General features: G+C 56.0%; 14 protein-coding genes. 4 read left to right on the forward strand and 10 right to left on the reverse strand.

Annotation, left to right across the window (positions count from 1 at the left end; translation table 11 throughout):
* Window position 1 precedes the first annotated feature (1 nt).
* Complete coding sequence (locus IEW12_RS20765) at window positions 2-1,849, forward strand: M61 family metallopeptidase (protein ID WP_188568058.1); 1,848 nt, start codon at window positions 2-4, stop codon at window positions 1,847-1,849.
* A gap of 92 nt (window positions 1,850-1,941) precedes the next feature.
* On the opposite strand, the gene trpC is transcribed toward IEW12_RS20765, so the two are convergent.
* The 6 genes from trpC to rpe form a co-directional block, all read right to left on the reverse strand.
* Window positions 1,942-2,742: an indole-3-glycerol phosphate synthase TrpC gene (gene trpC, locus IEW12_RS20770; RefSeq protein WP_188568000.1), complete on the reverse strand. Its 801-nt coding sequence runs from the start codon at window positions 2,740-2,742 to the stop codon at window positions 1,942-1,944.
* A complete protein-coding gene (gene trpD / locus IEW12_RS20775; RefSeq protein ID WP_188568001.1) occupies window positions 2,742-3,773 on the reverse strand; it encodes an anthranilate phosphoribosyltransferase in 1,032 nt (343 codons plus the stop codon). The genes trpC and trpD overlap by 1 nt, the downstream gene beginning before the upstream one ends.
* 18 nt (window positions 3,774-3,791) lie before the next feature.
* A complete protein-coding gene (locus tag IEW12_RS20780) occupies window positions 3,792-4,370 on the reverse strand; it encodes an aminodeoxychorismate/anthranilate synthase component II (RefSeq protein WP_188568002.1) in 579 nt (192 codons plus the stop codon).
* The gene (gene trpE, locus IEW12_RS20785) at window positions 4,371-5,867 is read right to left on the reverse strand and encodes an anthranilate synthase component I (RefSeq protein WP_188568003.1); all 1,497 of its coding nucleotides are present in this window, start codon (window positions 5,865-5,867) and stop codon (window positions 4,371-4,373) included.
* Window positions 5,868-6,241: 374 nt separating this feature from the next.
* The gene (locus tag IEW12_RS20790) at window positions 6,242-6,916 is read right to left on the reverse strand and encodes a phosphoglycolate phosphatase (RefSeq protein ID WP_188568004.1); all 675 of its coding nucleotides are present in this window, start codon (window positions 6,914-6,916) and stop codon (window positions 6,242-6,244) included.
* A 97-nt stretch (window positions 6,917-7,013) separates the two neighbouring features.
* A complete protein-coding gene (gene rpe / locus IEW12_RS20795; protein WP_188568005.1) occupies window positions 7,014-7,679 on the reverse strand; it encodes a ribulose-phosphate 3-epimerase in 666 nt (221 codons plus the stop codon).
* Between the two features lie 180 nt (window positions 7,680-7,859).
* Between rpe and apaG the strand changes: the two genes are divergently transcribed.
* Window positions 7,860-8,234, forward strand: a complete 375-nt coding sequence (gene apaG, locus IEW12_RS20800; protein ID WP_188568006.1) for a Co2+/Mg2+ efflux facilitator ApaG/CorD — start codon at window positions 7,860-7,862, stop codon at window positions 8,232-8,234.
* A gap of 10 nt (window positions 8,235-8,244) precedes the next feature.
* On the opposite strand, the gene IEW12_RS20805 is transcribed toward apaG, so the two are convergent.
* Window positions 8,245-8,430, reverse strand: coding sequence for a hypothetical protein (locus tag IEW12_RS20805; protein WP_188568007.1), 186 nt, complete (start codon window positions 8,428-8,430; stop codon window positions 8,245-8,247).
* A gap of 12 nt (window positions 8,431-8,442) precedes the next feature.
* Here IEW12_RS20805 and mltA point away from each other — a divergent pair, with 12 nt between their 5' ends.
* Entirely contained in the window at window positions 8,443-9,633 is a 1,191-nt protein-coding gene (mltA, locus tag IEW12_RS20810; protein ID WP_188568008.1) for a murein transglycosylase A, read from the forward strand.
* 111 nt (window positions 9,634-9,744) lie between these two features.
* Here mltA and paaK read toward each other — a convergent pair whose 3' ends face one another.
* From paaK to paaG, 3 genes are read right to left on the reverse strand one after another with little or no spacing between them, the layout of a single operon-like run.
* Window positions 9,745-11,052: a phenylacetate--CoA ligase PaaK gene (gene paaK, locus IEW12_RS20815; RefSeq protein WP_188568009.1), complete on the reverse strand. Its 1,308-nt coding sequence runs from the start codon at window positions 11,050-11,052 to the stop codon at window positions 9,745-9,747.
* Between the two features lie 56 nt (window positions 11,053-11,108).
* Window positions 11,109-11,552 (reverse strand): hydroxyphenylacetyl-CoA thioesterase PaaI, encoded by a 444-nt coding sequence (paaI, locus tag IEW12_RS20820; RefSeq protein WP_188568010.1) that lies wholly within the window; start codon window positions 11,550-11,552, stop codon window positions 11,109-11,111.
* Window position 11,553: 1 nt separating this feature from the next.
* The gene (paaG, locus tag IEW12_RS20825) at window positions 11,554-12,348 is read right to left on the reverse strand and encodes a 2-(1,2-epoxy-1,2-dihydrophenyl)acetyl-CoA isomerase PaaG (protein ID WP_188568011.1); all 795 of its coding nucleotides are present in this window, start codon (window positions 12,346-12,348) and stop codon (window positions 11,554-11,556) included.
* A 248-nt stretch (window positions 12,349-12,596) separates the two neighbouring features.
* On the opposite strand from paaG, the gene IEW12_RS20830 reads away from it, so the two are divergent.
* On the forward strand, window positions 12,597-13,373 hold the full coding sequence (locus tag IEW12_RS20830; RefSeq protein WP_188568012.1) for an enoyl-CoA hydratase: 777 nt from the start codon (window positions 12,597-12,599) through the stop codon (window positions 13,371-13,373).
* Window positions 13,374-13,603 lie beyond the last annotated feature (230 nt).

A 13,603-nucleotide genomic window follows, 5' to 3' on the forward strand; every position in this document is an offset into this window, starting at 1 on the left:
AATAGCTCACCCGATACAGTATGCAATTGTGCCCAAGGATCTGGCCGGGCATATTTTCCAGGTGACTCTACACGTCGCCACTCCGGATGCAGAAGGCCAGCGTTTCTCTCTGCCGGCATGGATACCTGGCAGTTATATGGTGCGTGAGTTTGCCCGCAACATCATCAGCATACGTGCGCACAGCGATGGCAAGAAGGTCGCCCTGAAAAAGCTGGACAAGGATAGCTGGCAGGCCGCGCCTTGCACCGGCACCTTGACGCTGGAATATGAAGTCTATGCCTGGGATTTGTCGGTGCGCGCAGCGCATCTGGACCAAAGCCATGCCTTCTTCAACGGCACCAGCGTTTTCCTGCGCGTGCTGGGGCAAGAGTCAGTATCCCACGTCGTGGATATCCAGAAGGCCGATGATGAGTCCTGCAAGGCATGGCGTGTTGCCACGTCGTTGCCGGAGTTGAAGGCCAAGCGCTATGGCTTCGGCAGCTATATCGCCGAGAACTATGATGCGCTGATTGATCACCCGGTGGAGATGGGCACGTTTGCGCTGGCAAGCTTTGAAGCGTTTGGCGTACAGCACGATTTCGTCGTTACCGGCAAGGCGCCTAACCTGGACCTGCCACGCATTACGGCTGATTTGAAAAAAATCTGCGAAACCCAGATCGCCTTCTTCGAGCCTCGCAGCAAGCGCGCGCCTATGGACCGTTACGTGTTCATGACGATGGTGGTCGGTGAGGGCTATGGCGGTCTGGAACACAGGGCATCTACCGCATTGGTCTGCTCGCGCAACGATCTGCCGGTCCAGCACCAGGCGGAAATGAGCGATGCCTACCGCAATTTCCTGGGCCTGTGCAGCCACGAATATTTCCATACCTGGAACGTCAAGCGCATCAAGCCTGCTGCGTTTGCAGATTACGATCTGCAAAAAGAAAATTACACCAGCTTGTTGTGGCTGTTTGAAGGTTTTACCAGCTACTACGATGACCTGATGCTGGTGCGCGCCAATGTGATCGACGAGAGCGCATATCTGAAATTGATTTCCAAAACCGTCAACGCGGTGACGCGCGGTTCCGGTCGCAGCAAGCAGAGCGTGGCGGAATCCAGCTTTGACGCATGGACCAAATACTATCGCCAGGATGAAAATTCGCCGAATGCAATCGTCAACTATTACACCAAGGGTTCGCTGGTGGCATTGGGACTGGACCTGACGATACGCGCGGAAACCGGTGGCAAGAAATCGCTGGACGATGTTATGCGTGCCTTGTGGGTAGCCTATGGCCGCGACTTCTATCAAAAAGCCTTGTCCGGTAAACAGCAGGGTTTGCCTGAAAACCAGATCGAAGCGCTGATCGAACAGGTCACGGGCTTGAAACTGAAACGCTTCTTTGACCGCTACGTGCGTGGTACCGAAGACTTGCCGTTGGATGCTCTGTATGCAGACTTTGGCGTGACGCTGGCGGATAAACGCAGCGCAGCCAAGCCGGGGCTGGGTGTACGGGTAGTGCGTGATGGCAATGACGTGAAACTCGCCAATGTGCACGAAGGCCGTGCGGCGCACCGGGCCGGTTTATCGGCAGGGGATATCCTGATTGCCATCAATGGCTTGCGCGTAGGCCCGGCGGATGCGGCTGATGGCTTGAACAGTGCGCTGGCACGCTACACGGTGGGCACGACTTTGCAGATCCATGCATTCCGCCGCGATGAATTGTTTACCGTGGATGCACGCCTGCAGGCCGATGACGTACCGGCCTTGCAGTTTGCCGTCGCCGATGAAGTCAAAGCAGGCGGCAAGCGCAAGCCTGCTTATGCTCTGCAGGCATATCGCCCGAGCCTGATGAAGGGACGTAAAGCTTAAGAGCGCAAGATATAGCTCTGTCATAGAAAAAGCCGCATCGCCAGTCTGGCTGATGCGGCTTTTTACTTTTTACACTGCGTGTGGGGTGGAGCCTAGGCGAACAGCCTTTGCAATTCCTGCCCCGGATTGTCCGCCCGCATGAATGCCTCGCCAACCAGGAAACCATGTACATTGGCGTCTCGCATGCGTTTTACATCGCCGCTGTTCATGATGCCGGATTCAGTGATGACCAGCTTGTCAGCGGAGATGCGCGGTAGCAGCGCCAAGGTATTGTCCAGGGACACATCAAATGTGCGCAGGTTACGGTTATTGATGCCCAGCATGGCTGTCTTCAGTTTCAACGCGGCATCCAGCTCTTCGCCGCCGTGCACTTCCACCAGCACGCCCATGCCCAGTTCGTGTGCGCAGGCTTCCAGCTCTGCCATCAAGCCGTGGTCCAGCGCCGCAACGATCAGCAAGATGCAGTCCGCACCCCAGTCGCGGGCCTGGTAGACCTGGTAGGGATCGATCATGAAGTCTTTGCGCAAGGCGGGGATAGTGCAGGCGGCGCGTGCCTGCTGCAGATATTCCGGCGAGCCCTGGAAGAAGTTCACGTCGGTCAGTACCGACAGGCATGCTGCGCCGTGCGCTGCATAGCTGGCGGCGATCTCGGCAGGACGGAAGTCGGCACGCAAGATACCCTTGGACGGCGACGCTTTCTTGACCTCGGCGATGACACCGGCCTGGCCGGCATCTATCTTGCTGCGCAGGCTGGCCTCGAATCCGCGCAGGCTGGCGCGCGCTTCATGATTGGATTCCACGTCGCTACGCAAGCTGGCCAGAGAACGATGCTTTTTGGCAGCCGCCACCTCGTCTTTTTTTACATGGAGGATTTTATTCAGGATATCCGACATTAGGCCCCCAACTGCTGTGTGACCTGGATGAACTGTTCCAGCTTGGCGCGGGCCGCGCCTGAGCGTATCGCTTCCTGGGCTTTCTTGACGCCATCGGCGATGGAATCAGCCTTGCCGGCGCCGTAGATAGCGGTGCCCGCATTCAGTGCGACGATGTCAGTAGCCGGGCCAGGGATATTGTTCAACGCTTCCAGGATTTTTTCCTTGGATTCCAGCGAGCCGGCTACTTTCAGATTGCGGTTGGACACCATCTGCAGGCCGAAGTCTTCCGGATGGATATCGTATTCACGGATTTCGCCATTGATCAGTTCGCCAACCATGGTCGGCGCACCCAGCGACACTTCATCCATATTGTCGCGGCCCCAGACCACAATAGCGTGCTCCGCCCCCAGCCTTTGCAGCACGCGCACCTGTATGCCAACCAGGTCAGGATGGAAAACACCCATCAGGATATTCGGCGCCGATGCCGGATTGGTCAGCGGTCCCAGGATATTGAAAATGGTCCTGACACCGAGTTCCTTGCGCACTGGCGCTGCATGCTTCATCGCTGCGTGGTGGTTCGGCGCAAACATGAAACCTATGCCGGTCTGCGCGATGGATTGCGCGATCTGTTCAGGGTTCAGGTTGATATTGACGCCGAAGGACTCCAGCACGTCGGCACTGCCGGACGATGAGGATACGCTGCGGCCGCCATGTTTGGCGACGCGCGCGCCCGCCGCTGCAGTGACGAACATCGATGCGGTAGAGATATTGAAGGTCGATGCGCCATCGCCGCCGGTGCCGACGATGTCGATCAGGTTCTTGGTATTGGCCATCGGCACCTTGGTCGAGAATTCGCGCATGACCTGGGCCGCTGCGGTGATCTCGCCTATGCTTTCCTTTTTGACGCGCAAGCCCATTGTCAGCGCAGCGATCATGATGGGGGACATTTCTCCGCCCATGATCTTGCGGAAAAGCGACAGCATTTCGTCGTGGAATATTTCCCTGTGCTCAATGCAACGCATCAAGGCTTCTTGTTGAGTGATAGTCATGATAGGTCCGATAGAGGTTTAGGCTGTCGCAGTGGAGCTCAGCAGGAAATTCTTCAGCAAGGCATGTCCGTGTTCGGACAGGATGGATTCAGGATGGAACTGCACGCCTTGCAGATTGAATTCCTTGTGGCGCACACCCATGATTTCTCCATCTTCGGTCCATGCGGTAACTTCCAGGCAGGACGGCAGCGAAGAACGCTCTATCGCCAGAGAGTGGTAACGGATGACGGTATACGGGCTGGGCAAATCCTTGAAAACGCCGACGCCGGTGTGGGCGATGACCGATGTTTTTCCATGCATCACCTGTTTGGAGCGGATGACCTTGCCGCCAAACGCATCACCTATGGCCTGGTGTCCCAGGCATACGCCGAGGATGGGTATTTCGCCAGCAAAGCGCTGCAGCAGGGGGACAGAGATGCCTGCCTCGCGCGGCGTGCAGGGGCCGGGGGAAATGCAGATATGGTCAGGCTTTAATGCGGCGATCTCATCCAGAGTAATTTCATCGTTGCGGTAGGTACGTACATCTTCACCTAGCTCGGCAAAATACTGCACCAGGTTGTAAGTGAAGGAATCGTAATTGTCTATCATCAGCAGCATTTAAATCTCTCCATCCAGGCCGTCTTGCACTTGTTCCGCTGCACGTATGACTGCGCGCGCCTTGTTTTCGGTTTCCTGCCATTCCATCTCGGGCACCGAATCGGCGACGACACCGGCTGCGGCCTGCACATACAGCATGCCGTCTTTCAGTACGCCGGTGCGGATGGCAATCGCCAGATCCATCTCGCCGCCAAACGACAGGTAGCCGCAGGCGCCGCCATAGATGCCGCGCTTGGTCAGTTCCAGTTCATCAATCAATTCCATCGCCCGCACTTTCGGCGCGCCGGACAAGGTGCCGGCCGGGAAGGTGGCTTTCAGCACATCCAGGTTGGATAGGTTGGCTTGCAGCTTGCCTTCGACATTGGAGACGATGTGCTGTACATGGGAATATTTCTCTATCACCATCTGGTCGGTGACCTTGACGCTGCCTGTCTGGGCGATGCGGCCTATATCGTTGCGGGCCAGGTCGATCAGCATCACATGCTCGGCGATTTCCTTGGGGTCGGCCAGCAGTTCGGTGGCCAGTTCGGCATCGCGTTCCGGCGTTGCGCCGCGTGGGCGGGTGCCGGCCAGCGGACGTATCGTCACTTTCTTGTCGCCGTCGCTCAGGGTTTCGTTGCGCACCAGGATTTCCGGTGATGCGCCGATGATCTGCATGTCGCCAAAATTATAGAAATACATGTAGGGCGAAGGATTTAGCGAGCGCAGCGCGCGGTATAGCGACAGTGGGGCATCCACATAAGGTTTCTTGATGCGCTGGCCTACCTGCACCTGCATCAGGTCGCCGGCCATGATGTATTCCTTGGCTTTTTCCACTGCCTTGATATAGTCGGCCTTGGCAAAATCCCTGATAGTGTCGGTACGGACGGATGCCGAAGTAACCGGTGCATCCACGCTCCTGCGCAGCATTGCCCGCAAATCCTTCAGCCTTTGCCTTGCCTTGGAATAGGCTTCCGGCTGGGTAGGGTCTGCATATACGATCAGGTACAGCTTGCCGGACAGGTTGTCGATGACGGCCAGTTCTTCGGTCACCAGCAACTGGATGTCGGGCAGGCCGAGATCATCTTTCGGTGTCGAATGCGCGAGACGTTTTTCTACATGGCGTACCGTGTCGTAGCCGAAGTAGCCGGCCAAGCCGCCGCAGAAGCGCGGCATGCCGGGGCGCAGTGCAACCTTGAAGCGGGATTGGAATTCTGCAATAAAGTCCAGCGGATTGCCTTCTATGGTTTCCACCACTTCGCCATTCTTCACCACTTCGCTGCGTGTGCCGTAGCTGCGCATCAGCGTGGAGGCGGGCAGGCCGATGAAGGAATAGCGCCCAAAGCGTTCGCCACCCATTACAGATTCAAGCAGGAAGGTATTCTTGCCACCCTGCTGGGTTTGCGCCAGCTTCAGATACAGCGTCAGCGGCGTTTCCAGATCGGCGAAGGCTTCCGCGATCATAGGGATACGGTTGTAGCCTTGCGCGGCCAGCGATTTGAATTCGAGTTCGGTCATGGTTCTCTTTCTGCCGCCCTTGTGGACTCACAGCATCCACGATGGGTGGAGTTGGGGCGGATAAGACGATTTGATAAAACGTGCAAAAGGCTTTTGCTAGGGGTGTGCAGAAGCTTTCGCGGCAAATGTGTGGTTAGTTAGACCAGAATTGCCAGCGTCGCCATAGCCAGGCCTCAAAAGTGCCTGGTGTGATTGCGGGACGTTTTTTATCGAGAAACATTCTATGGATAGTGAACGTTAGGTGTGTTCTTAGCTATTTAAAAATAAGAAGCTGTTGAGAAATGACGCTGGCGTTGTTGCTCCTCCTCGCCGTACTACTCGTACTGTCTTCGTCGTCGCGCCTAGCCAGCCTAATTTCGCAACAGCTTCTACAACTAATCAATTGAAATCAGTCGTGCTGCTTCCAATAAGGTTTCGACTATACCATCACTCCGAATATTTTGTATAGCCTCGCCGTGATTGTAGCCGTACGGAACGCTTAGCACTGGGCAACCCGCTGCACGGGCGGCGATGGCGTCATTGGACGAATCCCCTATGGCGAGGACTTGCGCGGGAGGCAGGTCAAAGTCTGTGCAAACTTGCAACAAAGGCATGGGGTCGGGTTTTTTGCGCGCCAGCGAATCGCCGCCATACACCAGCTCAAAGTAAGGGCTGAGGCCTTTCTTTTTCAGCAAAGGGGTGGCGAAGGCAATGGGCTTGTTGGTAACGCAAGCCAGCCGCAGGCCTTTCGCCTGCATGGCTTGCAGGCCCTGGATCACGTCCGGATACAAGGCGCTATAGTCGCCGTTGATCGCCAGGTAATGTTTTTGGTAAGACGCCATCGCCGCTTCAAAATGCCGGATGATCTGCGCTTCGGCATAGTCCAGCGCCAGGATGCGGTGTATCAGGTTCTCGGAGCCCTTGCCGACAAACAGCTTGACCGTGACGATGTCGATGGCCTCCAGGCCGAATTCTTTGCGCATGCGGTTGATGGCAACGAGAAAATCCGGGGCGGTATCCAGCATCGTGCCGTCCAGATCGATGATGACGGCCTTGATATGTTTGAACATGCTTGTATTGGCCTGGTTTATGGCGCAGCTATTGGGGAGTATGGATATGGCTCGCAGCCGGGCGCTGCAAGCCATATGTTTGGGAGCCTAAACTGGCTTAGACTTTGGCCAGCTCGCCGCGCATGGCGTTGATGACGGCCGTATAGTCAGGTTTGCCGAATATCGCCGAGCCGGCGACAAATGTGTCGGCACCGGCTTTTGCCACTTCGGCGATATTGTCGATCTTGATGCCGCCATCCACCTGCAGCATGATGTCGCGGCCGGAGGCATCGATCAGCTTCCTGACTGCGGCGATTTTCTTTAGCGTGTGTGGAATAAAGGACTGGCCGCCAAAGCCGGGGTTGACCGACATCAGCAGGATCAGATCCAGCTTGTCCATTACATGCTCCAGCACATGCAGTGGCGTTGCCGGGTTGAACACCAGGCCGGCCTTGCAGCCATGGTCGCGTATCAGTTGCAGGCTGCGGTCTATATGTTCCGAGCCTTCCGGGTGGAAGCTGATGATGTTTGCACCGGCCTTGGCAAAATCTGGGATGATACGGTCTACCGGCTTGACCATCAGATGCACGTCTATAGGCACTTGCACATGCGGGCGTATTGCTTCGCAGACTAGCGGGCCTATGGTCAGGTTGGGGACATAATGATTGTCCATCACGTCGAAGTGGATCATGTCTGCGCCGGCGGCGACGACATTGCGGACCTCTTCACCCAGGCGGGCGAAGTCGGCGGACAGGATGCTGGGGGCGATGCGATAAGTTGTCATGATGGCTAATGGCAATAAAAGATGCGCTATTTTACCCTTGTGCGCCGATCAGGTCTTGCAATGGCAGGGCTTTTGGTGTGCAATGGACTGATTGCCCTGTGCAAGATGCCCAGGGTTTACGCCGGGTATTCAATCAGCTATTCAATAAGTGCAGTACCAGGAAACAACAAGGAAGAATGAATGTCAGCGTATGAAATGAATGTGTCGGTCGTGACCCAGTATCTGGACGAGCAGTCCGATCCCGACCATGGCAACTATGTGTTTGCCTATACGATCACGATAAAAAACACCGGCACGGTCGCTGCGCAGGTAATTTCGCGCCACTGGATTATTACCGATGCAAAAAATCGCAGCCAGGAGGTCAAGGGCCTGGGCGTTGTCGGCCATCAGCCCCTGCTGCAGTCCGGGCAATCTTTTGAATACACCAGCGGTACCTCATTTACTACCCCGCAGGGCAGCATGACCGGGACTTATTTCTGTGTTGCCGAAGACGGCCATCAGTTTAATGTGACGATACCGGAATTTGTATTGTCCTTGCCGCGCACCCTGCACTGATACTGCTTGTTTATTTGGATGCATCCTGCGATTGCGCGGTGTTGTCCCCCTGGCTGTTTTCCTGATTGCTTTCCTGGTTATCCAGCTTTGTTTGTTGCGGCGGATTGTTCGGCTTCTTGCCGTTAAACATAGTCCACCAGACGATAAAGATCAGCAAAAACATTGCTACGCCGGCTTCCAGTCCCAGTAACCACATATTTTTCTTTCCATGTATAAAATTTCGTCAATTTTACCCGCTCTGGCGGCCTTGCTCGTGATTTCTGCCTGTACCACCCCGGTTTCACTGAAAGAGCCGATCAAGCCGGTCACTCCAGTGACGCCGCCGGCAACGCCTATCCCGCAGGCGACAGCCAAGCCGCATGCCAATTTCAAGGCAGCTTCCTTTGCGGACTTGCCGGGCTGGGGCAGCGATGATTTGACAGAAACATGGCCGGTCTTCATGAGTTCGTGCAATGCGATGCGCTTCAAGCCGGAGTGGAAGGAGCCATGTTCGATTGCCAAGACCATCGATGCCAAGGATGGCGGCGCGATGCGGGTGTTCTTTGAATCCCTGTTCACGCCGTATCAGGTGATCAACCCGGACGGCAGCAGCGAGGGCCTGATCACCGGTTACTACGAACCCTTGTTGCGTGGTTCCCGCACCAGGGGCGGCGCTTACCAGACGCCTTTATATGGAACGCCCGCAGATCTGCTAACGATAGACCTGGGCAGTGTCTATCCAGAACTGAAGAATATGCGCTTGCGCGGGCGCCTGGTCGGCAACAAGGTAGTGCCATATGCTTCGCGCGCGGATACCGAGCAGGCGCTGGCAGGCAAGGAAATGCTGTGGGTGGATGATGCTGTGGATGCATTCTTCCTGCAGGTGCAGGGCTCCGGTCGCGTTTATTTGAGCGATAGCAATGAGACTGTCAGGGTCGCCTATGCAGACCAGAATGGCTACCCGTATAAATCCATAGGCCGCTACCTGATTGATAAGGGCGAGCTCACTTCCAGCCAGGCGTCGGCGCAGGGCATCAAGGAATGGATCAAGCAAAATCCTGCACGCCAGAATGAGCTGTTCAACAGCAATCCCAGCGTGGTGTTTTTTAAGGAAGAAAAACTGTCTGATCCGCGCATAGGACCGAAAGGCGCACAGGGCTTGCCTTTGACAGCGCAGCGCTCGATTGCCGTTGATGCGCAATTCCTGCCGCTGGGTGCGCCGGTGTTCCTTGCGACGACACAGCCGAATAGCACGCAGTTATTGCAAAAGCTGGTGGTGGCGCAGGATACCGGCGGCGCTATTCGCGGCGCGGTCAGGGCTGATTACTTCTGGGGCTTCGGCTCCGAAGCGGGTGAGCAGGCCGGACGCATGAAGCAGCGCGGGCAGATGTGGCTGCTGCTGCCCAAGTCCGCTTCCTGATCTTGTCGGAGGCTGTTAGGAAATTAGCCTGGCTAGGCGTCGCCGACGAAGACAGTGCTTTAGCACGGCTAGGAGGCGCAACAACGCCAGGGTAATTTTCGTAACGGCCTCTTATTTATTGCGCTGGTCCAGCACCCTCTTGGCCTTGCCCACGCTACGCTCTATACCGCCGACGGGAAGAATGACGACCTCGGCGGATGTGCCTATATAAGCCTTGATGTCATGCATCAGGGTTTGCCTTGCAGCGTCTGCCTGGGCTGGTTCCGCACCGGCCTTCATTTCCACCCTGACTGTCAGCGCATCCAGCGGCCCTTCGCGGGTCAGCACGCACTGGTAGTGAGGCGACAGCGCCGCTTGCTTCAGTATCAGCTCTTCTATCTGCGTAGGGAAGACGTTGACGCCGCGCACTATCATCATGTCGTCGCTGCGGCCGGTGATTTTTTGCATGCGCCGCATGGTGCGGCCTGCGTTGGCAGGATTGGCCGCTAGCAGGCGGGTCAGGTCGCGGGTGCGGTAGCGGATGATGGGCAAGGCTTCCTTGCTCAGGGAGGTAAACACCAGTTCGCCGAATTCTCCATCCGGCAGCACTTCGCCGGTATCCGGATCGATAATTTCCGGATAAAAGTGATCTTCCCAAACGGTAGGACCATCCTTGCTTTCCGCGCACTCGCTGGCTACGCCCGGCCCCATCACTTCCGACAGCCCATAGATATCCACTGCCGACAGCGCTAGCCGTTTTTCTATCGCGCTGCGCATTTCTGGTGTCCACGGCTCTGCGCCGAAGATCCCTATCCGCAGCGAAGTGGCAGACGGATCTATACCCTGGCGCTCCATCTCATCGGCGATCGCCAGCATATAAGATGGCGTGACCATGATGATGTCCGGCTTGAAATCCTGTATCAGCTGCACCTGCCGCTCCGTCTGGCCGCCGCCGAAGGGGACGACGGTCAGGCCCAGGCGCTCTGCGCCATAGTGCGCCCCCAGACCGCCGGTAAACAGGCCATAGCCATAGCTGACATGGCAGATGTCGCCCGGCTTGGCACCCGCTGCGCGTATCGAGCGCGCCACGCAATTGGCCCAGGTATCTATATCGTTTTGCGAATAGCCTACGACGGTGGGTTTGCCGGTAGTGCCGCTGGATGCATGGATGCGCACGATCTGCTCACGCGGGATTGCGAACATCCCGTAAGGGTAGTTGTCGCGCAGGCTTTTCTTGGTCGTAAATGGGAACTTGGATAGATCGGCCAGTGTATGCAGATCATCAGGATGGGCGCCAACTGCATCAAAGGCTTCGCGGTAGTAGGCGACATTGTCATACGCGTGGCGCAAAGACCATTTGAGCCGTTGTAGCTGCAGCGCCTGCAATTCGTCGCGGCTGGCGGTTTCTATTGCTTCCAGTGGAAATGCTGTTGCTCCCATGCTGCCCTCATCGTCTCAACGTCTGGTTGCTGATTCTTTTTCGGCTGCCGGATAAGCTAAGGCGTGATCACTTGTCCCTTGATCGCTGCCGATTTGCCCCTGAAGGTGGCAATAATCTCGCCATGCTGATTACTGACCAGCACGTCATAGATGCCGCTACGACCCGCTTGAGTCACCTGCCTAGCTTCGGCAGTCAGCAGATCGTCCAGAAATGCCGGCTTCAGAAATTCTATATTGCAGCCTGCTGCCACGGTGGCCTGGTTCCGGCTATTGCATGCGTAGGCGAAAGCAGTATCTGCCAGGCTGAAGATCATGCCGCCGTGGCAGGTGCTGTGGCCCTGTATCATATCTGCCCTGACCGGCATGCTGGCAATGGCATGGCCTTGTTCTATGTCGGTGATCTTGATGCCCATGCTTTGCGCTGCGGTATCGCGCGCATACATGGCTGCGGCGACGATGGCCGGCGACGGTGGTTCCGGCGGAATCAGATCCTCATCCATATCAATCCCCGGTAAAGCGCGGTGCGCGTTTTTCCAGGAAGGCATTCACACCTTCCGCATAATCATGCGAGTTGCCGAGTTCTCTTTGCATGTCGCGCTCCAGTGCCAGTTGCTGTGGCAGCGTATTGTGCAAGCTGGCCCTCAGCGCATGCTTGATCATGGCCAACGCCTTGGTCGGCTGGCTGGCCAAGTGCGCTGCCAGCGCCTGGGTTTCCTTGTCTAGTGCGTCCTTGTCCTCCCGGTCGTCAACGCATTTCCAGATCAACCCCCACTGTTCAGCTTTTTCTGCGGGTAGCTTGTCGGCGAGCATGGCCAGTCCCATCGCCCTGGCCATGCCTATTTTTTGCGGCAGGAACCAGGTTCCGCCGGAATCGGGCAGTAATCCTATTTTGGCAAAGGCTTGTAAAAAGCTGGCTGAATGCGAGGCCAGCACAATATCGCATGCCAGCGCCAGGTTGGCGCCAGCGCCGGCGGCCGCGCCGCGCACACTGGCAATGACAGGCATAGGCAAATCTTGCAGCCTGCGTATCAGGGGATTGAAGTGGCTGTCGATCAACTCACCCAGGTCGGTCATTGCGCCCGGAGTGAAAGACAGGTCGGCCAGATCCTGGCCTGCGCAGAATCCGCGCCCGGCGCCGGTCAGTACCAGTACCCGGATGGAGGGATCATTCTCTACCTGGCTCAGTGCTGTGCTTAGTTCGGCATGCATGGAGCGGGTAAAGCTGTTCAGCTTATCCGGACGGTTTAGCGTAATGGTGGCAATTGCATCATTACGGGAAAACAGGATTTCAGGCATATAGGCATCCTCTTTCTAAGAAATAGAAGCTTGCGATCTGATTGTAATTTGATTGTAATTAAAAAACCGACTGGTCGGTTAATTAAATGATTTAGTGCTAAGCTCTCGCCTTGAAACGCTACAATCTACGTCTGAATTCTTCCTGCCTGTCTAGAATTCACTCCTATTTATGAAGGGAGTTCTAACCATAGCTGTCTCTATGTATAGATGGCTATGCGGCAAAAATCATCCAAACAAGAGGAGTTGCTATGGAATACCAAAATATCCTGGTGGAAACCAAGGAAAAGGTCGGTCTGATTACGCTGAACCGTCCCAAGGCCCTGAATGCCTTAAATGACCAGTTAATGGATGAACTGGGTTTTGCGCTGAAGGCCTTTGACAAGGATGAGGCGATCGCCTGCATCGTCATCACTGGCAGTGAAAAGGCATTTGCCGCCGGCGCCGATATCGGTGCGATGGCCAACTACACTTATATGGATGCCTATAAGAATGACTACATCACCCGCAATTGGGAGCAGATACGCCAGATACGCAAGCCGGTGATCGCTGCGGTGGCGGGTTATGCGCTGGGTGGTGGTTGTGAGCTGGCGATGATGTGCGACTTTATTATCGCAGCAGAGAATGCCAAGTTCGGCCAGCCGGAAATCAAGCTGGGTACTTTGCCCGGCGCCGGCGGTACGCAGCGCCTGCCGCGCGCGATCTCCAAATCCAAGGCGATGGATATGTGCCTGACTGCGCGCATGATGGATGCAGTGGAGGCAGAACGTGCCGGCCTGGTTTCGCGCATCGTACCGCTGGAAAAATTATTGGAAGAGACTCTGGCGGCAGCGAATACGATCGCAGCGATGTCGCTGCCTATCATCATGATGGTGAAAGACTCCGTGAACCGCGCTTATGAAACGACCTTGTCCGAAGGCGTGCAATACGAGCGCCGCCTGTTCCATAGCAGCTTCGGTACCGACGATCAGAAAGAAGGCATGAAGGCCTTCATGGAAAAGCGTCCTGCGAACTTCACTAATAAGTAATAGCAGAGCGGTAGTTGGGTAGTAAAAGAGCGACGTTTTATGAAGTGCAAACTGGCAGGCGCGAAAAAATCTAAACAATATTGAAGAAAGTGCTTGCCAGTGTAGAAGTGGCTTGCTATAGTTCGGCTCCCGTCGCGACACGCAGTAAATGACGCGAAACGAACAGCAGGAAACAGGGTTGTTTGAGAGCGAGTTTTACGAGCGGAATGAGACGGGAAAGAAGCAAAAGC

This window comes from Parundibacterium terreum (genome assembly GCF_014636315.1).
Lineage (GTDB): Bacteria > Pseudomonadota > Gammaproteobacteria > Burkholderiales > Burkholderiaceae_D > Undibacterium > Undibacterium terreum.